The sequence below is a fragment of the Pseudomonas sp. CM27 genome (assembly GCF_013179515.1).
In the GTDB taxonomy this organism is placed as follows: domain Bacteria; phylum Pseudomonadota; class Gammaproteobacteria; order Pseudomonadales; family Pseudomonadaceae; genus Aquipseudomonas.
Genome location: NZ_JABMCN010000076.1, coordinates 1 through 22,904 on the forward strand (window position 1 = coordinate 1; position 22,904 = coordinate 22,904).

22 protein-coding genes and 1 pseudogene are annotated in these 22,904 nt (G+C 63.5%); 15 read left to right on the forward strand and 8 right to left on the reverse strand.

Translation table 11 applies throughout. The annotated features are described in order from the left end of the window. Window positions 1-76: pseudogene (locus tag HP547_RS11890) on the forward strand (SPOR domain-containing protein); the annotation flags it as partial. Between the two features lie 227 nt (window positions 77-303). Then, the gene (locus tag HP547_RS11895; RefSeq protein WP_172230720.1) at window positions 304-729 is read left to right on the forward strand and encodes a GTP pyrophosphokinase; all 426 of its coding nucleotides are present in this window, start codon (window positions 304-306) and stop codon (window positions 727-729) included. 3 nt (window positions 730-732) lie between these two features. Here the strand turns inward: HP547_RS11895 and HP547_RS11900 are convergent, their stop codons facing one another. The 3 genes from HP547_RS11900 to HP547_RS11910 all read right to left on the reverse strand — a co-directional run bounded on the left by HP547_RS11900 (window position 733) and on the right by HP547_RS11910 (window position 2,920). Continuing rightward, a complete protein-coding gene (locus HP547_RS11900) occupies window positions 733-1,425 on the reverse strand; it encodes an endonuclease (RefSeq protein ID WP_172230723.1) in 693 nt (230 codons plus the stop codon). Window positions 1,426-1,431: 6 nt separating this feature from the next. Continuing rightward, window positions 1,432-1,674, reverse strand: coding sequence for a DUF1654 domain-containing protein (locus tag HP547_RS11905; protein WP_172230726.1), 243 nt, complete (start codon window positions 1,672-1,674; stop codon window positions 1,432-1,434). A gap of 241 nt (window positions 1,675-1,915) precedes the next feature. Beyond that, on the reverse strand, window positions 1,916-2,920 hold the full coding sequence (locus tag HP547_RS11910) for a LacI family DNA-binding transcriptional regulator (protein WP_172286376.1): 1,005 nt from the start codon (window positions 2,918-2,920) through the stop codon (window positions 1,916-1,918). Window positions 2,921-3,059: 139 nt separating this feature from the next. Between HP547_RS11910 and hisD the strand changes: the two genes are divergently transcribed. From hisD to HP547_RS11930, 4 genes are all read left to right on the forward strand, one after another. Next, a complete protein-coding gene (gene hisD / locus HP547_RS11915) occupies window positions 3,060-4,373 on the forward strand; it encodes a histidinol dehydrogenase (RefSeq protein ID WP_172286377.1) in 1,314 nt (437 codons plus the stop codon). 65 nt (window positions 4,374-4,438) lie between these two features. Continuing rightward, window positions 4,439-5,194: an SDR family NAD(P)-dependent oxidoreductase gene (locus HP547_RS11920; protein WP_172286378.1), complete on the forward strand. Its 756-nt coding sequence runs from the start codon at window positions 4,439-4,441 to the stop codon at window positions 5,192-5,194. A 52-nt stretch (window positions 5,195-5,246) separates the two neighbouring features. Continuing rightward, on the forward strand, window positions 5,247-6,584 hold the full coding sequence (locus HP547_RS11925; protein ID WP_172231608.1) for an MFS transporter: 1,338 nt from the start codon (window positions 5,247-5,249) through the stop codon (window positions 6,582-6,584). Between the two features lie 33 nt (window positions 6,585-6,617). Then, the gene (locus HP547_RS11930) at window positions 6,618-7,625 is read left to right on the forward strand and encodes an alcohol dehydrogenase catalytic domain-containing protein (RefSeq protein ID WP_172286379.1); all 1,008 of its coding nucleotides are present in this window, start codon (window positions 6,618-6,620) and stop codon (window positions 7,623-7,625) included. A gap of 87 nt (window positions 7,626-7,712) precedes the next feature. Here the strand turns inward: HP547_RS11930 and HP547_RS11935 are convergent, their stop codons facing one another. The 4 genes from HP547_RS11935 to HP547_RS11950 form a co-directional block, all read right to left on the reverse strand. After that, on the reverse strand, window positions 7,713-8,702 hold the full coding sequence (locus HP547_RS11935) for an Ldh family oxidoreductase (RefSeq protein WP_172286380.1): 990 nt from the start codon (window positions 8,700-8,702) through the stop codon (window positions 7,713-7,715). A gap of 21 nt (window positions 8,703-8,723) precedes the next feature. Next, complete coding sequence (dctA, locus tag HP547_RS11940; protein ID WP_172286381.1) at window positions 8,724-10,025, reverse strand: C4-dicarboxylate transporter DctA; 1,302 nt, start codon at window positions 10,023-10,025, stop codon at window positions 8,724-8,726. Window positions 10,026-10,291: 266 nt separating this feature from the next. Then, entirely contained in the window at window positions 10,292-11,461 is a 1,170-nt protein-coding gene (locus tag HP547_RS11945; protein WP_172225362.1) for a UxaA family hydrolase, read from the reverse strand. A 2-nt stretch (window positions 11,462-11,463) separates the two neighbouring features. Then, window positions 11,464-11,748, reverse strand: a complete 285-nt coding sequence (locus HP547_RS11950) for a UxaA family hydrolase (RefSeq protein ID WP_172225359.1) — start codon at window positions 11,746-11,748, stop codon at window positions 11,464-11,466. Between the two features lie 136 nt (window positions 11,749-11,884). Here HP547_RS11950 and HP547_RS11955 point away from each other — a divergent pair, with 136 nt between their 5' ends. The 3 genes from HP547_RS11955 to HP547_RS11965 all read left to right on the forward strand — a co-directional run bounded on the left by HP547_RS11955 (window position 11,885) and on the right by HP547_RS11965 (window position 15,625). After that, window positions 11,885-12,625: a GntR family transcriptional regulator gene (locus tag HP547_RS11955; protein ID WP_218583479.1), complete on the forward strand. Its 741-nt coding sequence runs from the start codon at window positions 11,885-11,887 to the stop codon at window positions 12,623-12,625. A gap of 130 nt (window positions 12,626-12,755) precedes the next feature. After that, window positions 12,756-14,855 carry a TonB-dependent receptor family protein gene (locus HP547_RS11960; protein WP_372242892.1) on the forward strand — a complete coding sequence of 700 codons (2,100 nt, stop codon included), beginning with the start codon at window positions 12,756-12,758 and terminating at the stop codon, window positions 14,853-14,855. Between the two features lie 272 nt (window positions 14,856-15,127). After that, window positions 15,128-15,625 (forward strand): GNAT family N-acetyltransferase, encoded by a 498-nt coding sequence (locus HP547_RS11965; protein WP_172286383.1) that lies wholly within the window; start codon window positions 15,128-15,130, stop codon window positions 15,623-15,625. 51 nt (window positions 15,626-15,676) lie between these two features. On the opposite strand, the gene HP547_RS11970 is transcribed toward HP547_RS11965, so the two are convergent. Then, window positions 15,677-16,765: an asparaginase gene (locus tag HP547_RS11970; protein WP_172225350.1), complete on the reverse strand. Its 1,089-nt coding sequence runs from the start codon at window positions 16,763-16,765 to the stop codon at window positions 15,677-15,679. A gap of 399 nt (window positions 16,766-17,164) precedes the next feature. Between HP547_RS11970 and HP547_RS11975 the strand changes: the two genes are divergently transcribed. The 6 genes from HP547_RS11975 to rbsD form a co-directional block, all read left to right on the forward strand. Next, entirely contained in the window at window positions 17,165-18,124 is a 960-nt protein-coding gene (locus tag HP547_RS11975) for a sugar ABC transporter substrate-binding protein (protein WP_172286384.1), read from the forward strand. A gap of 20 nt (window positions 18,125-18,144) precedes the next feature. After that, window positions 18,145-19,698 (forward strand): sugar ABC transporter ATP-binding protein, encoded by a 1,554-nt coding sequence (locus tag HP547_RS11980; protein WP_172286385.1) that lies wholly within the window; start codon window positions 18,145-18,147, stop codon window positions 19,696-19,698. After that, window positions 19,695-20,690, forward strand: a complete 996-nt coding sequence (locus tag HP547_RS11985; RefSeq protein ID WP_172225341.1) for an ABC transporter permease — start codon at window positions 19,695-19,697, stop codon at window positions 20,688-20,690. Before HP547_RS11980 ends, HP547_RS11985 begins: the two co-directional genes overlap by 4 nt. Before the next feature lie 4 nt (window positions 20,691-20,694). Next, window positions 20,695-21,717 carry a LacI family DNA-binding transcriptional regulator gene (locus HP547_RS11990; RefSeq protein ID WP_172225339.1) on the forward strand — a complete coding sequence of 341 codons (1,023 nt, stop codon included), beginning with the start codon at window positions 20,695-20,697 and terminating at the stop codon, window positions 21,715-21,717. A 15-nt stretch (window positions 21,718-21,732) separates the two neighbouring features. Then, window positions 21,733-22,641 (forward strand): ribokinase, encoded by a 909-nt coding sequence (rbsK, locus tag HP547_RS11995; RefSeq protein ID WP_172286386.1) that lies wholly within the window; start codon window positions 21,733-21,735, stop codon window positions 22,639-22,641. Beyond that, the coding region (rbsD, locus tag HP547_RS12000) for a D-ribose pyranase (RefSeq protein ID WP_172286387.1) at window positions 22,638-22,904 on the forward strand (267 nt) is incomplete at its 3' end. The genes rbsK and rbsD, both read left to right, overlap by 4 nt.

Below are 22,904 nucleotides of genomic sequence, written 5' to 3' on the forward strand. Positions count from 1 at the left end.
GCAGGCGCGCAGGGACGAGGTAATGGCCAAACTGGGCACCGACTCGGTGGTCATCCAGCACGGCGTGGCACGCTGATTTCACGATCAATGTAGATAGTCTGCAGGTTCACCCGCTAATGCGACGGCGGCTGCGACGGTGAATGGCCGGGGGATATTGGCCTGCAGGCCCGGCCCTTTCGCGGCGGTTCGACGGCTGAAGGGATGTTGGCCAGCCGCTGGTCCTGACCGCAGCCAGTGCTTGCGACATTTTTCACACAAGTTTGGCTATGCTTGGGTTGGGAGATGCTGAACGGGGAGGGCCTCATGTCTACACTGGAGCGGGCCATTGCCGTGGCTGCCAGGGCGCATGAAGGGCAATACGACAAGGGTGGGGCGGCTTATATCCTCCACCCGCTACGCGTGATGATGCGGGTTGCCACACCTGAACAACGGATTGTCGCGGTGCTTCACGACGTGATCGAAGACACGCCGCTGACCTTGTCCGACCTGGCCCGCGAGGGCTTTGCGCTGAAGATCCTTGCCGCCTTGCTGGCGCTTAGCCGCCGCGAGGGCGAAGCTTACCAGGACTTCGTGGTGCGCCTGGGCGATGACCCGTTGGCGCGCAGCGTCAAACTGGCCGACCTGGCGGACAACAGTGATCTTTCGCGCATCGCTTCCCCAGGCCTTGACGACCTGGCGCGGCTGACCCGTTACCGCCAAGCCAGTGCCTATCTGCAGGCATTGGCGTGATGCTCAGCTGCAGGCATTGAGGTTGACCGGCCCGACAAACTCATTGCCACGCCCCATCAGGCAGGCCACTCGCTGGTTGCGTTGCTGCTCCCAGGCTTGCGGCGGGTAGGTCTTGTTCCAGGCTTCGAACAGCTGGCGGTCCTGTCTGGACAGGCGCAGGTTGTATTGCTTGCTCATGTAGAAATAGGTGCGCGCGATCATGCCGCGGATAGACGGGCGCGGCATGACTTTCTTCGCCTTGAAGTCGACCTGGGTCAGGCAGCTGCCATATTGCCCGCGCTGTTCGGGCAACCAGCCGAAACTGTAGTTGCTGCGGTCGCCGTTGACCTCGCCGATGCTGGGCACCAGGTTGTGCAGGTCGGCCTCGGCGCGCTTGTACGCCTCGTCATGCTGCGAACACTGCTTGCGCCCACCGTTCTGCCAGCACTGGCGCTGGTGGCCGATCTGCCAGGCCGGCACGATGTGCTCCCACTCGATGCGCGCTGCGCGCTGGGCATTCTTGCGCGGGGTGTAGCCGCACGACGCCAGGTCGACCTTGTTGCCCTTGTACTTGCAGCCGCAATAGAACTCGGTCGATTGTGGCGCGTACAACTTCCAGGCGACCTTCTTCGCCTCCTGGAAGGTGCGCGGCGCGTCGGCTTGCACAAATGGGGTGATCAATAACAGGCAGGCTGCCGCGAAAAACGAAACTCTCATGCGTGGTCAGTCTTCCTTTGGCACGGTCCAGAAGATCTGCACGCCGCCATCATCGCGGTGGGCGAGGGTGACATTGTCGTTTTCGGCAATCTCCTCGAGCAGGGTTTCCCAGTCTTCCGGGGTTTCCTGTTCCAGGCGATAGATCAGCGCCGCACGGCTGCGCTGGGCGGTGGGGCTGTTGATGATCTTCTGGATGCGTACACCCAGCTGTTCATAGCTGCTTGGGGTGGCAGAGGCGGTCCTGGACACAGGCATTTCCTTGTTTTGCTGTATGCGCATACAGTATTTCACTGTAAGTAATTTCGCAACAGCCTGTCAGGCGAAAACCTTGCTCAAGCCTGGGCCGGACCGTGGGCGGCTGTATCCCGCGTATTCCACAGGGTTCCTCATCGTCGGGTTCTGATTCAGCAGCGAGCAAAAAAGCGGATTGCCATGGACCCGACCATGATCCTGGCAGGCAAGTGTGTGTGGCGCTGGCGAGCCTCAGTGTTCAGCGCGGCGCGGCGGTGGTGCCGCGCACGATCAGCTCGACCGGCAGGCACTCGCTTTGCGGAGCCTGACCGCTGCGGATCCACTGTAACAAGGTACTGGCGGCACGCTGGCCAAGCTCGTAGGTAGGCAGTAACACGGTCGTCACTCCCGGGGTGACCTGTGCGGTGAGGGGCAGGTTGTCGCACCCGACAATGGACAGGTCCGCCGGGACCTCAAGCCCCAAAGCCTGGGCTTCGAACAGGCAGCCCACGCTGAGCACATCATTGCCGCAGAACACCGCCGTCGGACGCTGGTTCAGGCGCAGCAGCTGGTTGAGCCCGGCACGGCCGCCTTCGAAGCCGAACGGCTGCTCGACGATGTTGCCGTCCGGCAGGGTGCAACCGGCAACGGCCAAGGTTTCGCGGAACCCGGCCAGGCGCGCGCGGGCCCGATCGTTATGGCGAAAGAAACCCGAGATCACGCCCATCTGCCGATGGCCGAGGCGTAACAGGTGCTCGGCAGCCAGCTGGCCGATACGGTAGTTGTCGAAGGCCAGCGACGGCTGGGTAGGGTGGCTGGCCCAGGTCACCAGCAGGCGTACGTCATGCGCACGCACCATCTCCCACACCGGCTGGGGATGGTCCGCACCCACCAGCACCAGGCCATCGATTGCCTGGCCAAGCAGGGCCCGCACCAGCTCCAGCTCGGCGTTGGGGTTGTATTCGTGGGTTGCCAGCAGCAACTGGTAACCCTCGTTGGCCAGGGTGGTCTGCAGGCCTTGCACTGCACGGGCGAAAATGGCGTTGTCGAGCGTGGGCATGATAGCGCCGATGATCCGTGCACGCCCCGAGGCCAATGCCCGGGCCGAGCCGTCGGGCAGGTAGCCAAGGCGCTCGATTGCGTGCTGGATTTTTTCCCGGGTGTCGGCACGCACCAGCTGCGGGTTGGACAGCGCGCGGGAAACCGTGGCGGGGGAGACACCGGCCAGGGCGGCTACATCATGCAGGCGGGGGCGTGAATTCATGGCGGTCTGGTAAGTGAGCGGTACCTGACAATACAACCATTCGGCACTTTTTTCCCAATGTTCTTGATCTTGGCGGAGCAGAGGCTACGTTGAATGAAAGCGCTTTCATTTCTTTGCAAGAACATTTGCCGGAGACACCATGACCATCACTTACCTCAAGCAGGCCAGCAAATCTGCCGACGCCAACACAGCCGAAGCACAGCGAGTGGTAACCGAAATGCTCGAAGACATCCAGCGGCGCGGCGAGGACGCGGTGCGCGACTATGCCCGCACGCTCGACAAGTGGCAGGGCGATATCGTGCTCAGCGATGCCGAGATCGACCGGCGAACTGCGCAGGTGCCCAAACGTGTTCGTGACGACATCGATTTCGCCGCGCGCCAAGTGTATGAATTTGCCTGCGCCCAGCGACGCTCCATCGAAGACCTTGAAGTGACCCTGCCATCCGGAGTAATTGCCGGGCAGCGGGTGATCCCGGTGAATGTGGTGGGCTGCTACGCACCGGCAGGGCGTTACGCGCATATCGCTTCGGCCTACATGGGGGTGGCCACGGCCAAGGCCGCCGGGGTAAGGACGGTGCTGGCATGTTCCAGCCCGTTTCTGGGAGAAAGCATCCACCCCTATGTGCTGTATGCCTTCAAGTCGGCCGGTGCCGACCTGATCATGACCCTGGGTGGGGTGCAGGCCATTGCCACCATGGCTTACGGCCTGTTCAGCGGCAAGCCCGCCGATGTCGTGGTGGGGCCCGGCAACAAATTTGTCGCCGAGGCCAAGCGCGCCCTGTTCGGCAAGGTGGGCATCGATGTGTTCGCCGGGCCTTCGGAGGTGGCGGTCATCGCCGATGACAGCGCCGATGCGGCTATCGTGGCCAGTGACCTGGTGGGCCAGGCCGAGCATGGTCACGAGTCGCCGGCCTGGTTGTTCACCACTTCGCGCAGCCTCGCCCAGGCGGTGATGGCCAAGATACCGGAGCTGATCGAAGCCCTGCCGCCGGTAGCCCGCGATGCGGCGTTCTGCGCCTGGCGCGACTATGGCGAAGTGATTCTGTGCGACAGCCGTGACGAGGTGGTAGAGGTGTCCGACCGTTATGCCAGCGAACACCTGGAAGTGCACGCGCACGACCTTGGCTGGTGGCTGGACAACCTGACCTGCTATGGCTCGCTGTTCCTCGGTGAAGAAACCACGGTGGCCTTCGGTGACAAATGCAGCGGGCCCAACCATGTGCTGCCGACCAAAGGTGCAGCCCGCTACTCGGGAGGATTGTCGGTGCACAAGTTCCTCAAGACCTTGACCTGGCAACGCATGCCCCGCAGTGCTGTGCGCCAGATCGGCCAGGTGACGGCGCGCATCTCGCGCCTGGAGGGCATGGAGGCCCATGCGCGCACGGCCGATGACCGCCTGGCCAAGTACTTCCCCGGCGAAGGCTTCGATTGCGGTGAGCCGGTTACCCGCTGAAGCAATCGTCCCTGCTCATCTACCCATACCCGCTCGGGCGCTGGCCCGGGCGACAGGAGTGATGCATGAACCCGGCAGTACTGTTTGACCTGCAAGGCCGCACCGCGCTGGTGACCGGGGGCGGTAGCGGCATCGGCGCGCTGATGGCCCAGGCACTGGGGTCTGCGGGCGCCCGTGTGGTGTTGATGGCGCGTAGCGAAGCAGCCTTGCAGCAGCAGGTTGCGCACTTGCAACAGGCCGATATCGAAGCCAGTTACCGATGCTGCGACCTGACCTGCGTGGATGACCTGCAAGCGGCGGCGCGGTCACTCGGCACGGTGGACATCCTGGTCAATGCCGCTGGCGTCAATCGCCGTGAACCCTTCGAGCAGGTAAGCCCGCAGACCTGGGATGAGCAGTTGGCCCTGCACTTGAAAGCGCCGTTCTTCCTGGCACAGGCTCTGGCCCCAGGCATGGCCGACAGCGGTTGGGGGCGCATCATCAACATTGCGTCGCTGCAGTCCAGCCGCGCCTTCGCCGACAGTGCGCCATACGGCGCCGGTAAAGGCGGCATCGTCCAGCTTACCCGCGCGATCGCCCAACGTTGGTCGCGTCACGGCATCACCTGCAATGCCATCGGCCCGGGGTTCTTTCCTACCGCCTTGACGGCTCAGGTGTTCGCCGACCAGGCATTGGCCCAGCGCCATGCCGAACGCACATGCATCGGGCGCAACGGCAACCTCGAGGACCTGGTGGGTGCCACGCTGTTCTTTGCCAGCAATGCCAGCAGCTACGTCACCGGCCAGACGTTGATGGTCGATGGTGGCTACACCGCCAATTAACCAGGCCGCCCAGCAGGCGGCCACAACCGGTTCGACCGTGGAGATAACAACAATGACTTCCACTGCGCCTGCCTCATCCAACCTGCGTCGTGCCACGATCTCGAGCGTGCTTGGCTCGGTGATCGAATGGTATGACTTCTTCCTGTATGGGGTCGTTGCCGGCCTGGTACTGAACAAGCTGTACTTTCCCGCCGACGACCCATTGATCTCGGTACTGTTGTCCTATGGCGTGTTCGCCGTGGGGTTTATCGCGCGGCCGGTCGGCGGCATTGTCTTCGGCCATTTTGGTGACACCTTGGGCCGCAAGAAAATGCTCATCATCACCCTGGCGTTGATGGGCGGTGCCACGGTCGTTATCGGCCTGATCCCGACCTACGATCAGGTCGGCGTGCTGGCGCCCATCCTGCTGCTGGTGTGCCGCATCCTGCAGGGCATCGGCCTGGGCGGGGAGTGGGGTGGTTCGGTGCTGATGACCTACGAGTCGGCGCCGCCGGCGCGCCGCGGGTTCTACGCCAGCCTGCCGCAGATCGGCATGTCGCTGGGCCTGGTCATTGCATCGGGGGTGATCGGCCTGCTGTCCTGGTTGCTCAGCGATGAGCAGTTCATGAGCTGGGGCTGGCGTTGCGCATTCCTGCTCAGTGGCGTGTTCGTGCTACTGGGCAGCTACATTCGCACCCACGTCAGTGAAACCCAGGACTTCAAGCAAACCCGCCCGCAGGCTGATGCCCCGGCCCGGCAGGCGCTGCCGATCCTGATCATGTTGCGGCGTTACCCGCGGATGATTTTCGCCTGCATGGGCGCGCGAATGATCGATGGGGTGTTCTTCAATGTGTTCGGGGTCTATTCGCTGAACTACCTGACGCAATCGCTGAACCTGCCGCGCACCAGTGCCTTGGTGGGGATCATGCTGAGCGCCTTGCTGATGAGTTGTTTCATTCCACTGTGGGGCCATGTGGCGGACCGTGTTGGCAAGGCGCGGGTGTATGGTGCCGGGGCCTTGCTGTCGGCCTTGTCGGTGTTCCCGGCGTTCTGGGTGATGCACAGCTTTTCCGGGCAACTGGCGCTGGTGTGGCTGGCGATCATCATCCCCTTCGGGATCTTCCATGCGGCCGTGTTCGGCACCATGTCGTCGTTGTTTTCGGAGTGCTTTGACGCCTCGGTGCGTTACACCGGCATTTCGTTCGTGTACCAGGTGGCCGGGGTTTTCGCGGGGGGCATGACACCCATCATCGCTGCATTGCTGACGGGCATGAACGCCGGCGATCCCTGGTTGCTGTGCAGTTACGTGCTTGGCATCGGCTTGCTCAGTGCCTGGTGCGCCCGCTGGATTGGCCGGCACCAGTCGCAGGGCATGACCGAGCCGGGTTACCAGCCTGCCCCGGCACGCTGAAGCGATGCAGGACCCCAACAACAAGGAGCAGCCATGAAAGCGCTTGTCTACACCCAACCGATGCAAATGCAGTTGCAGGAGCGGCCCTACCCGACGCTGCAGGCCGGGGAGGTAATCATCAAAGTGGCCGCTGCCGGTATCTGCGGTTCGGACCTGCACGCCTTCCACGGCCACGACCCGCGGCGCCAGCCGGGGCTGGTGCTGGGCCACGAACTGGCAGGCGTGGTAGTGGCAAGTGCCAGCCCGCGGCTGCAGGAGGGCCAGCGGGTTACCGCGAACCCGCTGATTACCTGCGGCAACTGCGAATATTGCCGTGCCGGGCGCGACAACCTGTGCGCCAACCGCAGCATGATCGGCATGAGCCGGCCGGGTGCCTTCGCCGAATTCCTGGCGATCCCGGCGGCGTCGGTGATCCCCATTCCCGACAGCCTGTCGATGGTGCAGGCGGCAATCACCGAGCCTGCGGCCACTGCCCTGCATGCCATCAACCTGTCATTGCGTGTGCTGGCGCGGCCACTGCCCGAGCTGCGTACCCTGGTCATCGGTGGCGGTGCGGTGGGGCTGCTGGCTGCCCTGCTGTTGCGCAGCTATGGCTGCCGACGGGTGAGCATGGCCGAGGTAAACCCACTGCGCCGCGAGTCTGCCCACGAGCGTGCAGGCTGCGAGGTGTTCAACCCGCTGCAAGCGGATACCCCGGTCGACGCGTTCGACTACGTGATCGATGCGGTGGGGGCCAAAGCCACCCGTCACGCCGCGCTGCAGGCGATAAAGCCGGGCGGTGTGATCATGCACATTGGCTTGCAGGACTGGACCAGCGAAATCGACATGCGCAAGCTGACGCTGGCCGAGGTGTCGCTGCTGGGTACCTACACCTACAGCATGGCCGACATGCATGCCACGGTACAGGCGCTGGAAGACGGGGCCTTCGGTGATCTGGGCTGGGTCGAGACGCGGCGCATGAGCGAGGGCGCGCAGGCCTTCGGCGACCTGCATGCGCAGCGCACGGCGTCGAGCAAGCTGGTGTTGTTGCCGGACGTCTGACAGGCAGCATGAGCCCGTCCCTGTGCGGTCGTTGCAGGCGCGGGCTTGTCGCGTGAATGGGGCGCAATGCACCCCAGGCGGGTGAGCTCAGGCGCACATTTGCAACGTATCCAGCAACGCCTGCGGCACTTCGATGAAGTCACTGTTGGCCTGCCGCTCGCGCATCCTCCGCTGCCCTGGCAAACGCACGCCAGGCTGCTCCAGCATGGCCGCGAACAACGCTTCGACATGGCTCAGGTAGCCCACCCCGAACCGTTGCGGGTCGATCAGCAACAACAGGTGAGCCACCCCCGGCGCGTCGCCTTGGGCATCGAAAAACGAGCTGGCCTGAAAACCGAAATGGCTGCCTGTCAGGCCAGCCGTCAGCAACTCGACCATCAAGGCCAGCGCAGCACCCTTGGCATCGCCCATGGGCAGCATGCTGCCGGCCAGCGCAGCCGCCGGGTCGGTAGTGTCGTTCCCGGCCTGGTCGATGGCCCAACCGGCCGGGATCGATGTGCCGGCCTGCCTTGCCAGCATCACTTTGCCGCGGGCAACTTTCGACAGCGACAGGTCGATGACAACAGGTGCGTCGTCCAGACGGGGCGAGGCGAAGGCGATGGGGTTGGTGCCGAACAACGGTGTGCGCCCGCCCCAAGGCGCCATTGCCGCTGGCGCATTGCTCAGGGCGAGGGCCAGCAAGCCTTCGCGCGCGGCCCGTTCTACCGGTTGCCCGGCCACACCGAAATGGTGCGAGCGGCTGATGGCCAATGCCGCGATACCCAGCCGCCGTGCCGTGGCCATCGCCGGGCCGAGCCCGGCATCGATGGCCGCGAAGGCCAGGCCGAAGCCAGCGTCAACCCGCACCACCGCGCCTTCGACCGACATATCTGGCACGGCCTTGGCGTCGACTTTGCCAGTGGCCATCTGTTCAAGGTAGAACGGCAAGCGCGACAGGCCATGCGATGGCAGGCCTTCGCATTCGGCCTGCACCAGGGCATAGGCGCAGCTCTGCGCGCTGCTTTGCGGCATGCCGGCGCCGAGCAGGGCCTGCACCGCCAGATCACGGGCACGTCGAACGCTGATTTGCACAGTCATGAATTGGCTCCTTGCAGGGGGTCATGATTTTTTCTGCGAAAGGTTCAGGGGGGCTTGATCAAGCGTCGGCAAGCGGCCAGGGGCGGCCAGTTCAGCGCGGGCCTGGGCGAGGTCGAGCTTGCCTTCCCAGCGGGCAATCGCCAGGGTGCCGACCACATTGCCCATCATGTTGGTCAGGGCCCGTACTTCATTGAGAATGCGGTCAATGCCCAGAATCAGCGTAATCGCCGCTACCGGAATGATGTCGTGGCTGGCCAGCGTCGCTGTCAGCACTATCAGGGCCGCACCGGCCACCCCGGCACCGCCTTTGGAGGTGATCAGCAAGATCACCAGCAGGCTCAGTTGCTGGCCCCACGACAAATCGATGTTCAACGCCTGGGCCAGGAACAGCGAGGCCATGGTCAGGTAGATGGCGGCGCCGTCGAGGTTGAACGAGTAGCCCGTTGGCAGCACCAGGCCGACCACCGACTTGTCGCAACCCAGCCGTTCCAGTTTCTGCATCAGCCGGGGCAACACCGACTCGGTGGTAGAGGTGCCCAGCACGATCAGCAACTCCTCGCGAAAGTACTTGAGCAGCGACCAGATATTGACCCCGCAGGCAAAACTGATCGAGCCCAGGACAATCCCGATGAACAGCAGGCTGGTGACATACAGGCAGACAATCAGCAGGCCCATCTGCTGCAGTGCACCGATGCCGTACTTGCCGATGGTGAAGGCCATGGCGCCGAACGCGCCGATCGGAGCCAGCCACATGATCATGCCGACGATGCGCAGCAGGGTTTCGCCAAACTGTTCGATCACCCGCGCGGCCAGCCGGCTGCGCCTGGACATGCCGGACAACGCCACGCCGAACAGCACCGAGAACAACAATACCTGCAGCAGGTTGCCGCTGGCGAAGGCGCCGACCACCGAGTTGGGGATCAACTGGGTGAGCAGGCTGGAAGACTCCTGCGCGTGTACCTGGTCCAGGTACTGCGACATGGCGCCACTGTCGAGGCTGGCCGGGTCGATGTTCATGCCGGCACCGGGCTGCACCAGGTTGGCGATGATCATGCCCAGCAGCAGCGCCAGGGTGGTCACCACTTCGAAGTACATGAAGGTCTTGAAACCGACCTTGCCCAGCTCCTTCAGGCTTTCCATGCGCGCGATGCCGATGGCCACGGTGCAGAAGATCACCAGGGTGATGAGCATCTTGATCAGGCGGATGAAGGTATCACCCAGGGGCTTCATCTCGACCCCGAGCGAGGGCCAGCAGTAGCCGAGGAGAATACCGGCGATCAGGCCGATGACTACCTGGACATACAGGTTCTTGAGAATTTTCACGGTTGTTTCTCCATGAGCGTATACCCCACGCCAATCGCGCTGATCAGGGCAGGGAACAGGGTCTTTATTTTTGTAGGGCCCGGTGCAGGTCAGTACGGTCGTGGTGGTTGCGCGGGCTGGGGGAGAAACAGCGGAGGGGGAGGAGGAGTGGGGGCAGGGCGGAGCGGTTTCATGAAGGTCTCCATTTATGGTTGTTGTGAGACGTACTTCTTGAACGCAGGCAAAAAACCAACGCCGTTGCCCGTGGCAGGCAACGGCGTGGCCGGTCAGGCGCTTTCGAACAACCGGGTCAGCACGAACTCGCGGTGCCCCAGCGCTTCGGCGGCGGTGAAGCGCCCGTTGGCAGTGCGCATCAGCATGTCGAGCAGGCGGTCGCCCGCATCGTCCATGTTTATCTCGCGCCGCAGCAGGCCGGATACATCGACATCGATATGCTCACCCATGGTACGGAAGGTGCGCGGGTTGGCGCAGATCTTGATCACCGGCAAGATAGGGTTGCCGATGACGTTGCCCTGCCCGGTTGGGAAGAAATGCGCCACATACCCGGACGCTGCGCACAAGGTCACCATCTCGGCGGCGGCAGACGACGAGTCCATGAACCACAAGCCCGGCCCGGTGGGTTCCTCGGCCTTGTCCAGCACACCGTCCACCCGGCATTTACGGCCGATCTTCTGGATATTGCCCAAGGCTTTTTCCTCGATGGTGGTCAGGCCCCCCTCGATGTTGCCCTTGGTCGGTTGCGACTCGGACAGGTCGCTGGTTTTCCAGCGGTCGATCATGGCGCTGTAGCGGTCGAACATGAACTGGAATTTCTCCCGCACCGCCGGGGTGCTGCAACGCTCGGCGACCAGGTGTTCGCCGCCAGTCAACTCTGATGTTTCGCCAAACACCAGGGTGCAGCCCTGGGCGTACAGCTTGTCGAAAGCGTTGCCGACGGTGGGGTTGGCGCCACAGCCGGAAGTGGTGTCGGACTCGCCACACTTGGTCGACACCCACAACTCGCTGATGTCGCATGCCTCGCGGCGCAGCTCGGTGGCGTACTGCACGAACTCGCGGGCCTTGCGCGAGGCGGCGCAGATGGTGTTGTGGTCGCCGTTCTGCTCGATCCAGAAGCCTTCCACCGGTTTGCCGGTGGCTCGGATACCCTCGACGACGCGTCGGGTCCAGCCTGGCTCGATGCCGATCACTACCACTGCCGCGACGTTGGGGTTGCAGCCGGTGCCGATCAGGGTGCGGAAGTGCAACTCCAGGTCCTCGCCGAACTGCAGCCGACCATAAGGGTGCGGCAGCCCGAGGGTGCCCTTGATGTTGTTGGCCACCGCTTCGGCAGCGGCATTGGAGATGTCGTCCACCGGCAGGATGATCACGTGGTTGCGAATGCCCACACGGCCATTGTCGCGGCGGTAGCCCAGGAAAGTGCGCCCGTTGAGTTCCATGCTTACCACCTCTTGGTTTTGACGTTGTGGACGTGGAGGTGCTCGCCTTCACGGATGGGCTTGACGACCCGGCCGATATCGACCCCGTACTTGATCACGGTATCGCCTTCCTGCAGGTCACGAATGGCCAGTTTGTGGCCGATCGGGATGGCGTCACGCACCACGAATTCCAGGGTCTGGTCCTGGTCCATGACCCAACCTGTCAACTTCTGGCCCGCCTGCACGCCTTCGACTACGACGACGCCGACAGCGTCGTCGGCATCGTGGACGACAAAATCAATGCTCATTGTTGTTCTCCTGTGACGGTCATTCATATGCCGTAGGTCATGTATAGGACATAGGTTGTAGGATAGTCAAGGCGAGATGCTTTTTCCCTCGTTCGGGTTATACTCCAGCTCTACGAACTGCCGACGCCAGATGCCCATGAACGACGCCCTGCAAAATCCGCCCAAGGCCCCGACCTTTCAGCCGCTGTACATGCAGATCAAAGACTTGCTGATGGAGCGCATCCAGTCAGGGGAGTGGTCACCTGGCACGTTCATTCCCAGCGAGGCTGCATTGGCGACCACTTATCAGGTCAGCGTCGGCACGCTGCGCAAGGCGCTCAATGAGCTGGTGGCCGAGAATGTGGTGGTACGCCAGCAGGGCAAGGGAACGTCGGTTGCCACCCATGATGGTGACCATGCCTTGTTCCGTTTCTTCAATATCTGCCGCCCGGACGGCGAACGCTGCCTGCCGGTGTCGATCGTGCTGGGGCGCAAGGTACGCAAGGCCAGCGTGCAGGAAGCACAAGCGCTGGGCCTGCAGCCGGGGGCCAAGGTCATCCATATTTCGCGCATCCGCGAACTGGACGGCAAGCCAGCCATCTACGAAGACATCATCCTGTGTGCCGAGCGTTTCTTCGGCCTGGAGCGCCAGCCGGAAGTGCTGCCCAACACCCTCTACCGGCTATATCAGCAGCGCTTCGGGGCAACGGTGGCGCATGCCGATGAGCGTATTTTCGCTATCTGTGCCGATGCCGATCAGGCCCAGTTGTTGGGTCTGGAGCCAGGCGCGCCGCTGCTGCAGATCGTGCGCATTGCGCTGGATTACCAGGGCAGGGCAATCGAGAAGCGGCTGTCGGTGGTCAGCACCCAAGGCCACTGTTACATCAACAGGATCTAGGCCTGCGTTACCAACACCCTTTGAATTCATTTATCTGCTTTCGTATACCGTGCCAGCCGCACGGTGGCGTTGCCCCGGGCGTGACCTGCAAAGGGTCGGCCTGGGTTTCAGGAAGTTTTGCATGTATCAAATCCCTTCTCGTTTACCCGCACGCACGGGCCTTGCCCTGTTTCTGGCTGGGGGCATGAATGCCGCTGGCCATGCCGCCCCCCGGGCCCCCGATGTGGTGGTCATGGACCCCATGGTGGTCACCGGTGCCTATGCGCCCACCAGCAGCTTCGACTTGCCGTTTTCGGTCGATACCGTTGACCTGTCCAACGGCACCGACGGCCAGCTTGGCGTCAACCTGTCGGAAGTTCTGACCAAGGTGCCGGGGCTGGTGGTGCAGAACCGCCAGAACTACGCCCAGGACCTGCAGATTTCCTCGCGCGGCTACGGTGCCCGTTCAGCGTTCGGTGTACGCGGCATCAAGCTGCTGAGCGACGGTATACCCGCCAGCACCCCCGATGGCCAGGGGCAGGCGGCCACGCTCAACCTGGACGTGGCCGAGCGCATCGAGGTGCTGCGCGGCCCTGCCGCGACGCTGTACGGCAGCAATGCCGGTGGGGTGATCCAGATGTTCACCCGTGACGGCCAGGGGCCGGCCCGGGTCGGCGCCGAAACCACCTTCGGCAGCGATGGCTTCAACAAGAACCACCTGTCTGCCGAAGGCGGTACCGACACCGCCGGTTTCGTCCTGGATGCATCGCGCATGGACACCGATGGCTACCGCGACCACAGTGCCGCGCGTCGCGATCAGACCTTCGCCAAGGTCAATTTCAAGCCCGACGATGACTCGCGCCTGGCGCTGATCTACAGCAGCCTGGAGCAGAACAACACGCAGGACCCGCTGGGGCAGACCTGGGACGCCTACAAACACGACCCGCGTTCAAGCGCACCAGTGGCGGATACCTACAACACCCGCAAGAGCATCGATCATCAGCAGCTTGGCATGAACTACGAGCGCTATTTCGGCGATGCCACGCTGCAGTTCAACTTGTATGCGGGGCAGCGCAGTGTGGTGCAGTACCTGTCCATTCCCAGGACAGTTGCCTCCAACAGCCAGCGCGGTGGCGGGGTGGTGGATTTTGATCGGCAGTTTCACGGTGGCACCCTGCGCTGGATCCAGCCGGTTGCCGCTGTGCCGGGCAACCTCACCTTTACCGTCGGCGCCGATTACGACCAGAGCAAGGACGACCGCCGCGGCTACCAGAACTTCAGCGGCGATCAGCTAGGCGTGAAGGGCGAACTGCGCCGTGACGAGCAGGACACCGCCACCAGCCTGGACCCGTACCTTCAGGCCCACTGGGAAATCGGCAACTGGACCAGCGAGCTGGGGCTGCGCTACAGCACGATGGAAATTCGGGTAGATGACCATTACCTGGCCAACGGTGATTCCAGCGGCTCGAAAAAGTACCAGCAGGCCACGCCTTCGCTGTCGGTGATGTACGCGTTCACGCCTGACCTGCGTGGCTACGTGAGTGTTGGCAAAGGCTTCGAAACCCCCACGCAGGCCGAGATGGCCTATGCCCCGGGTACCGCCGAAAGCTTCAACTTCGGCCTCGAACCTGCCACCAGCATGCAGTATGAAATGGGCGTGAAGTACCGGCTTGGCGAACGCACGCGGCTGAATGCGGCGGTGTATGAGATTCGGACCGATGACGAAATCGTCGTCGACAGTTCAAAAGACGGCCGCACCAGCTATCGCAATGCCGGGCGTACTGTGCGGCGCGGTTTTGAGGCGAGCCTGCAGAGTGACCTGAGCGAGCAGTGGCAGACCACCCTGGTCTACACCCGCACCGATGCGCGCTACGCCGAGGATGTCAGTCAGACCATCGAAAGCGGTAACCGGTTGCCCGGTGTGCCGCTCGACAACCTGTATGGCGAGCTGCTGTGGAAGCCCGTCGCGTCCATCAGCATGGGTGTTGAAGGCCAGTACCGCAGCAAGGTCTACGTGGATGACAGCAACAGCGCCAAGGCGGCGCCGGCGTATGCCGTGTTCAACTGGCGCACGCGGTTCGAGCAGCATGTCGGGGCGTGGACGTTCCACCAGCTGGTGCGGCTGGACAACCTGTTTGACCGGCAGTACGTGGGGTCGGTGATTGTCGGCGACGGCAATGGGCGGTACTACGAGGCAGCGCCTGGGCGCTCCTGGTATGCGGGGGCGGGGTTGGAGTATCGGTTCCGGTAACGGTGTTGCTGACAGGTTTTGGGGCTGGCCCGGAATACTCCCCACCGGGCCGATCCAAGCGCAGTTTGACGAACAGAAGCTGCAGCAGTTGATGGGGTTGTTGAATGACCTGAAGCGTATCGAACCTTGATTCCCCAGGCCGCTCCTGCTTCGACTGCATGGGTGTCAAGCCATCTGCAGTATCGGTGGGAGCCTGGCTTGCCAGCGCTCACCGGCGCAGCCGGTGCCATGCACTGCGATAATACAATCAAACTGATTCTGGAGCCTGTCCCATGAGCAACACGCAATTCCGCCAGCCTGTCGTGGCAGACGCCGAGCGCTGCTACGCCATCGAGATTGGCGCCTACGAGGGTGACGAAGCCGCCACCCTGGAAAAGATCCGCACCCGTATCAGCCAGTACCCGCAAGGCTTCCTGCTGCTCGAAGACTCGCAAGGCATCGTCGGCTTCATCAACAGCGGCTGCGCCCACCAGGTAGTGATGTCCGACGAAGCGTTCAAGGAACTGGTCGGCCACGACCCGCAGGCACCCAACGTGGTGATCATGTCGGTAGTGGTCGACCCGGCAGAACAGGGCAAAGGCTACGCCAGGTTGCTGATGAATGAATTCATCCAGCGCATGAAGGCGCAGGGCAAGCAGACCATTCACCTGATGTGCAAGGAACAGCACGTCGAGTTGTACCGCAAGATGGGCTATCAGTACGTACAGCCTTCGCCCTCTGACCACGGCGGCATGGCCTGGCATGAAATGGTCATGAACCTGCAGGGGTGAGACCCAGGGAAGCGGGGCACGAGGGTGCCCCGGCTTCCTCGGGTTAAGCGATCAATACTCCCAGAAGATCCGCTGCAGCTCTTTGCTGTCCTGGGTCTTGGTCATCGCCACCATCGCCAGAATCCGCGCCTTCTGCGGGTTCAGGTCATGGGCCACGACCCAGTCGTTCTTGTCATCGGGCTGCTCGGCGTTGCGCAGCACGAAGCCACCCTGGTTGACGTGGGACGAACGGATGATCTGCACGCCATTCTTGCGCAGCTCCTGCAGCGCCGGCACCACCCGCGACGACACCGAACCGTTGCCGGTACCAGCATGGATCAGCGCCTTGGCACCGCCCTGTGCCAGCGCCTTGTAGGCGGTGTCGGTGACGTTGCCATAGCCATAGGCGATGTCCACCTGCGGCAGGCTGCTGATCTGCTTGATGTCGAACTCGGAGTTGACCGTGTGGCGCTTGGCCGGCAGGCGGAACCAGTAGGACTTGCCTTCCACTACCATGCCCATCGGGCCCCAGGCGCTCTTGAAGGCTTCGGTCTTGATGTTGACCGATTTGCTGACATCACGACCCGACTGGATCTCGTCGTTCATGGTCACCAGCACGCCCTTGCCACGCGACTGCTTGTCGCCGGCCACGGCCACGGCGTTGTACAGGTTGAGCATGCCGTCTGCGGACATGGCGGTGCCCGGGCGCATCGAACCGACGACCACGATCGGCTTGTCGGTCTTTTCCACCAGGTTGAGGAAGAACGCGGTCTCTTCCAGGGTGTCGGTGCCGTGGGTGATGACGATACCGTCGACGTCGTTGCTATCGGCCAGTTCGGCAACGCGCTTGCCCAGTTTCAGCAAGTCTTCGTTGGTTATGCTTTCGGAGGCGATCTGCATCACCTGCTCGCCGCGGACGTTGGCGATATCGGCCAGTTCCGGCACGCCGGCGATCAGCTTGTCGACGCCCAGCTTGGCGGCCTGGTAGGTGGCGCTGTTGGCGGCGCTGGCGCCAGCACCGGCAATGGTGCCGCCAGTGGCGAGGATGACCACGTTGGCCAGCTTCTGCTGGGTTTCGGCTTCTTTGGCCGAGGCGGTGGCGGGCAGGATCAGCAGCAGGGCGAGTGCGCTGGGGGCGAAGGTTTTCAGTGCGGCATTCATCGTTATTGTTCTCTCTTCCTAATGAGACGTTTGTTGTGTCGCCCCGTGTTTCAGGCACTTTTCATACCACACCGGAGCGTGCTGTCTGCAGGAGCGGCCTTGTGCCGCGATGGGCTGCGTAGCAGCCCCGACTTTCTTCGCTGAATCATCCATCCTGGGGCTGCTGCGCAGCCCATCGCGACACAAGGCCGCGCCTGCAAAGGCAAGCATTCCATTCGAGATTCCGAACAAGCATAGGAAAAGGTGTTCGGTTTTTCGGAAAAAATCTGGATAATCGGGCCAGCAGTGTTTTGGCCAACGATAGCCAAGCGGCATTGACAAACCCCGGTCCTGTTACCATAGTTAGTCAACGCAAACGTTTGCGATCCGATAAAAAAACAAGATTCGGAGTCATCGTCCATGAAACTGCCGTTCCCCGGTCGTCTGCTGGCCCTCGCTGTCGTTTCCTCGCTGTCCCTCACCCTGCCGTTTTCCGCCGCCCACGCCGAAGACCCGCCCAAGGTCGCCCTGGTCATGAAGTCGCTGGCAAACGAATTCTTCCGCACCATGGAACACGGCGCCAAGGACTACCAGAAAGCCCACCCCGACCAATTCGAGCTAGTCGCCAACGGCATCAAGAACGAAACCGACACCGGCGAACAGATCCGCATCGTCGAGCAGATGGTCAATGCCGGCGCCAAGGCCCTGGTTATTGCCCCTGCTGATTCGAAGGCGCTGGTATCGGCGGTCAAGAAGGCGATGGACAAGGGCGTGGTGGTGATCAACATCGACAACCGCCTGGACCCTGAGCTGCTCAAGAGCAAAGGCATCAGCGTGCCCTTTGTGGGCCCCGACAACCGCAAGGGCGCACGCATGGTCGGCGATTACCTGGCCAGCCAGAAGCTCAAGGCCGGCGACCAGGTGGGCATCATTGAAGGCGTGCCGACCACCACCAACGCCCAGCAGCGCACCGCCGGCTTCAAGGACGCCATGGATGCCGCGCAGATGCAGATCGTTTCGGTGCAGAGCGGCAACTGGGAAATCGACAAAGGCAACGCGGTTGCCGCGTCCATGCTCAACGAGTACCCCGACCTGAAAGCCCTGCTGGCCGGCAACGACAGCATGGCCCTGGGCGCCGTATCGGCCGTGCGCGCCGCCGGCAAGACCGGGCAGGTGCAAGTGGTGGGCTACGACAACATCAACGCCATCAAGCCGATGCTTGCCGATGGCCGCGTGCTCGCCACCCTCGACCAGGCTGCCAGTCAGCAGGCCGTTTACGGTATTCAGGCCGCGCTGAAAATGGTCAAGGGCGAGAAGCCCGATGTGGATGCCGACAATGTCATCCAGACCCCGGTCGAACTCATCACCAAGAAGCCCTGACGCTGCCAGGAGAAACGGCCATGCCGGCATCGGCCAATGAAGTGGTGCTCGCCGCCAGCGGCCTGGGCAAGACCTACGCCCAGCCCGTGCTGGGCGAGGTCAGCCTGAACCTGCGTGCCGGCGAAGTGCTGGCCCTGACCGGCGAAAACGGCGCCGGCAAGAGCACCCTGTCCAAGCTGATCAGTGGTCTGGAAACCCCCACCACCGGCCACATGCGCTACCGCGGCCAGGCCTATGCGCCCGGCAGCCGCAGCGAGGCCGAGCGCATGGGTATACGCATGGTCATGCAGGAGCTGAACCTGCTGCCGACCCTGACCGTGGCCGAGAACCTGTTTCTCGACAACCTGCCCAGCCGTTTTGGCTGGATCAGTCACAAGCGCCTGCGCCAACTGGCCACCGCTGCCATGGCCCAGGTCGGCCTCGACGCCATCGACCCGGACACCCCGGTCGGCGAGCTGGGCATCGGCCATCAGCAGATGGTCGAAATCGCCCGCAACCTGATCGGCGACTGCCATGTGCTGATTTTCGACGAGCCCACCGCCATGCTCACCGCGCGCGAGGTGGAGCTGCTGTTCACCCAGATCGAACGGCTGCGCCAGCGCGGGGTGGCCATCGTCTATATTTCGCACCGGCTCGAAGAGCTGCAGCGCGTGGCCCAGCGCATCGTCGTGCTGCGCGACGGCAAGCTGGTGTGCGACGAGCCGATCCAGCGCTACAGCAGCGCCGAGCTGGTCAACCTGATGGTCGGCCGCGAACTGGGCGAGCATATCGACCTGGGCCGCCGGCAGATCGGCGCGCCGCTGCTGAAGGTCGACAAGCTCAGCCGCGCTGACAAGGTGCGCGAAGTGTCATTCGAGGTCAGGGCAGGGGAGATCTTCGGCATCTCCGGCCTGATCGGCGCCGGCCGTACCGAGCTGCTGCGGCTGATCTACGGCGCTGACCGTACCGACAGCGGCAGCATCGCGCTGGGCCAGCCACTGCAGGCCGTAAAGATCGATTCGCCCAGGGCGGCGGTGCGGGCCGGTATTGCCTTGATTACCGAAGACCGCAAAGGCGAAGGCCTGCTGTTGACCCAGTCGATCAGCGCCAATATTGCCTTGGGTAACCTCGGCGCGGTGTCGCGCGCCGGTGTACTCGATGGCGAGGCCGAGCGGGCCCTGGCCGAGCGCCAGATCCAGGCCATGCGCATCCGCAGTGCCGGCCCCCACCAGGTGGTGGGCGAATTGTCTGGCGGCAACCAGCAGAAGGTGGTAATCGGCCGCTGGCTGGAGCGCGACTGCCAGGTATTGCTGTTCGACGAGCCCACCCGTGGCATAGACGTCGGAGCCAAGTTCGACATCTATGGCCTGCTGGCTGAATTGGCGCGCCAGGGTAAGGCGCTGGTAGTGGTGTCCAGCGACTTGCGCGAGCTGATGCTGATCTGCGACCGCATCGCCGTGCTGTCCGCCGGCCGCCTGATCGACACCTTCGACCGTGACCACTGGAGCCAGGACCAGCTGCTGGCGGCCGCCTTCGCCGGTTATCAGAAACGTGACGCGCTGCTGCATGATGCAGCCCCCAGGATGGACGCATGAAAACCACCCCGCTTGACAGCCAGGGCGCTACCCCCGTGCGCCGCAGTGGCAGCTACCATGGCCTGGGTACCTACCTGGGCCTGGCCGGCGCCTTGTTGGCGATGATCGTGCTGTTCTCGTTGCTCAGCAGCCATTTCTGGTCCTACAACACCTTCAGCACCCTGGCCAACCAGATCCCCGACCTGATGGTGCTGGCGGTAGGCATGACCTTTGTGCTGATCATTGGCGGCATCGACCTGTCGGTGGGTTCGGTGCTTGCGCTGGCGGCCTCGGCGGTAAGCGTGGCGATTCTGGGCTGGGGCTGGGGCGTGCTGCCTTCGGCGCTGCTGGGCATGGCCGTGGCCGCGCTGGCGGGCAGCATTACCGGCGCCGTCACCGTGGCCTGGCGCATTCCGTCATTCATCGTTTCGCTCGGCGTGCTGGAAATGGCCCGTGGCCTGGCCTACCAGTTCACCGACTCGCGCACTGCCTATATCGGCGATGCCTATGCCTGGTTCTCCGACCCGGTCGCGTTCGGTATTTCCCCTGCGTTCATCATCGCCTTGCTGGTGATCGTGCTGGCCCATCTGGTGCTGACCCGCACCGTGTTCGGCCGCTACCTGATCGGTATCGGCACCAACGAAGAGGCTGTGCGCCTGGCTGGCATCGACCCGCGCCCGTACAAAGTGCTGGTGTTTGCCCTGATGGGCCTGCTCGCCGGCCTGGCCGCGCTGTTCCAGATATCGCGGCTGGAAGCGGCAGACCCCAATGCCGGCGCCGGCCTGGAGCTGCAGGTGATCGCCGCCGTGGTGATTGGCGGCACCAGCCTGATGGGCGGGCGCGGCTCGGTCATCAGCACCTTTTTTGGCGTACTGATCATTTCTGTACTGGCCGCCGGGCTGGCGCAGATCGGCGCCAGCGAACCCACCAAACGCATCATCACCGGGGCGGTGATCGTCATCGCCGTGGTGCTGGACACTTACCGCAGCCGGCGTGCAGCCCGGCGGAACTGAAACCATGGCAACCATCAAAGATGTCGCGGCACTGGCGGGTATTTCCTACACCACCGTGTCCCATGTACTGAACAAGACCCGGCCTGTCAGCGAGCAGGTACGGTTGAAGGTAGAAGCCGCCATCGTCGAGCTCGACTACGTGCCCAGTGCCGTGGCGCGCTCGCTGAAGGCGCGCAGCACGGCCACCATCGGCTTGCTGGTGCCCAACAGCGTCAACCCGTATTTCGCCGAGCTGGCGCGGGGCATCGAAGACGTCTGCGAACGCAACGGCTACTGCGTGATCTTGTGCAATTCCGACGACAACCCGCAAAAGCAGCGCAGCTACCTGCGCGTGCTGCTGGAAAAGCGCATCGACGGCCTGGTGGTGGCCTCGGTGGGCCAGGACAGCGACCTGCTGCAAAGCCTGGCCTGCGTGCGCACGCCTATGGTGATCGTCGACCGTGAACTGGAAGGCGTCGATGCCGACCTGGTGCGCATCGACCACGAGCAGGGCGCCTACCTGGCCACCCGGCACCTGCTGGAGCTTGGCCATCGCGACATCGCCTACATCGGCGGCCCCGCCGAAACCGGCGTCACCCAGCTGCGCCTCGGCGGTTTTCGCCGGGCCATGGCCGAAGCCGGGGTGCAAGTACAGGGCAGCCGCGTGCTGCACTGCGACTTCACCAGCCCCGGTGGCCATGCAGCGGCAGCCCGGGTGCTGGAGGGCGAGCGGCCCACCGCGATTTTTGCCGGCAACGACATGATCGGCTTTGGCGTGCTGCGTGCGGCGGCCGAACGCAATATCAACGTACCTGGCGAGTTGTCGGTGATCGGTTTCGACGACATCGAACTGAGCCGTTACGTGTACCCACCGCTGACCACGGTGGGCCAGTCGATTCGCGAGCTTGGCGAAAACGCCGCGTCGCTGTTGCTGGCGCGCATCGGTACGCCCCGCCAAGGCGCGGCAGAGCAACGCATCGTTGCCCCGCGCATTGTCTTGCGCGAGTCCACCGGGCCGCGCCCGGACCTGTTCAACGATTACCGCTAACGCTAAGGAAATGTCATGAATGCCAAGGTCGTGGTGGTCGGTAGCCTCAACATGGACCTGGTGGCCCGCGCGCAGCGCCTGCCCCGGGCCGGCGAAACGCTGCCTGGCGACAGTTTTTTCACCGTGCCGGGCGGCAAAGGTGCCAACCAGGCGGTGGCAGTGGCGCGGCTGGGCGGCAGCGTGGCGATGATCGGCAACGTGGGTGACGATGATTATGGCCGGCAACTGCACCGGGCCTTGTATGTCGAGGGTATCGACTGCCAGGGCGTCAGCACCTGCCCCGGGGTGTCCAGCGGGATAGCGCTGATTACCGTGGATGCCGCCAGTCAGAACTGCATCGTCATCATCCCCGGCGGCAATGGCCTGCTGACGCCACAATCGGTAAAGGCGTTTGATGCGTTGCTGCAGGCGGCCGAGGTGATCATCTGCCAGCTGGAGGTGCCCATGGATACCGTGGCCTGGACCCTGGCCAGGGGGCGTGAGCTGGGCAAGCACGTGATCCTCAACCCCGCGCCCGCCACGGGCCCATTGCCCGCGGACTGGTTCGCGCACATCGACTACCTCACCCCCAACGAGAGTGAGGCCGAGGCCCTGACCGGTATTGCGGTCACCGACCAGGGCAGTGCCCGGCGGGCCGGCGAGCGCTTGCTGCAACTGGGGGCGGGCAAGGTCATCATCACCTTGGGCGCGCAAGGGGCGTTGCGGGTGAGCGCCCAAGGCCATCAGCACTATCCGGCGCCGGTGGTGCAACCGCTGGACACCACTGCTGCCGGCGATACCTTCATCGGCGGCTTTGCCGCTGGCCTGGTGCGCGGGCTGGGGGAGGGCGAGGCCATCGCCTTCGGCCAGCGCGCAGCGGCCCTGTCGGTCACCCGCGCCGGGGCCCAGCCGTCCATTCCTTATCTGGCGGAGCTAGCGCCATGAAGAAAACCCCGCTGCTGAACGTTGCCCTGTCGCGGACCATTGCCGGCATGGGGCATGGCGATATTCTGGTGATCGGTGATGCTGGGTTGCCAGTGCCGCCGGGGGTCGAGCTGATTGACCTGGCCATCACCCCGGGGCTGCCGGATTTCGCCAGCGTGTTGCGGGTGGTGCTGAGCGAATTGCAGGTCGAGCGGCATGTGCTGGCGGAGGAGATGCAGAAAGTGGTGCCGCCGGCGCTGGTCGAGATCGAGCGCTTGAAGGGC

Excerpts from the sequence above, each read along its gene's own strand:
- HP547_RS11895 (WP_172230720.1), top strand. The coding sequence starts at position 304 with ATGTCTACACTGGAGCGGGCCATTGCCGTGGCTGCCAGGGCGCATGAA.
- HP547_RS11900 (WP_172230723.1), bottom strand. The coding sequence starts at position 1,425 with ATGAGAGTTTCGTTTTTCGCGGCAGCCTGCCTGTTATTGATCACCCCA.
- HP547_RS11910 (WP_172286376.1), bottom strand. The coding sequence starts at position 2,920 with ATGAATTCACGCCCCCGCCTGCATGATGTAGCCGCCCTGGCCGGTGTC.
- hisD (WP_172286377.1), top strand. The coding sequence starts at position 3,060 with ATGACCATCACTTACCTCAAGCAGGCCAGCAAATCTGCCGACGCCAAC.
- HP547_RS11920 (WP_172286378.1), top strand. The coding sequence starts at position 4,439 with ATGAACCCGGCAGTACTGTTTGACCTGCAAGGCCGCACCGCGCTGGTG.
- HP547_RS11925 (WP_172231608.1), top strand. The coding sequence starts at position 5,247 with ATGACTTCCACTGCGCCTGCCTCATCCAACCTGCGTCGTGCCACGATC.
- HP547_RS11930 (WP_172286379.1), top strand. The coding sequence starts at position 6,618 with ATGAAAGCGCTTGTCTACACCCAACCGATGCAAATGCAGTTGCAGGAG.
- HP547_RS11935 (WP_172286380.1), bottom strand. The coding sequence starts at position 8,702 with ATGACTGTGCAAATCAGCGTTCGACGTGCCCGTGATCTGGCGGTGCAG.
- HP547_RS11945 (WP_172225362.1), bottom strand. The coding sequence starts at position 11,461 with ATGGAACTCAACGGGCGCACTTTCCTGGGCTACCGCCGCGACAATGGC.
- HP547_RS11950 (WP_172225359.1), bottom strand. The coding sequence starts at position 11,748 with ATGAGCATTGATTTTGTCGTCCACGATGCCGACGACGCTGTCGGCGTC.
- HP547_RS11955 (WP_218583479.1), top strand. The coding sequence starts at position 11,885 with ATGAACGACGCCCTGCAAAATCCGCCCAAGGCCCCGACCTTTCAGCCG.
- HP547_RS11965 (WP_172286383.1), top strand. The coding sequence starts at position 15,128 with ATGAGCAACACGCAATTCCGCCAGCCTGTCGTGGCAGACGCCGAGCGC.
- HP547_RS11970 (WP_172225350.1), bottom strand. The coding sequence starts at position 16,765 with ATGAATGCCGCACTGAAAACCTTCGCCCCCAGCGCACTCGCCCTGCTG.
- HP547_RS11975 (WP_172286384.1), top strand. The coding sequence starts at position 17,165 with ATGAAACTGCCGTTCCCCGGTCGTCTGCTGGCCCTCGCTGTCGTTTCC.
- HP547_RS11980 (WP_172286385.1), top strand. The coding sequence starts at position 18,145 with ATGCCGGCATCGGCCAATGAAGTGGTGCTCGCCGCCAGCGGCCTGGGC.
- HP547_RS11985 (WP_172225341.1), top strand. The coding sequence starts at position 19,695 with ATGAAAACCACCCCGCTTGACAGCCAGGGCGCTACCCCCGTGCGCCGC.
- HP547_RS11990 (WP_172225339.1), top strand. The coding sequence starts at position 20,695 with ATGGCAACCATCAAAGATGTCGCGGCACTGGCGGGTATTTCCTACACC.
- rbsK (WP_172286386.1), top strand. The coding sequence starts at position 21,733 with ATGAATGCCAAGGTCGTGGTGGTCGGTAGCCTCAACATGGACCTGGTG.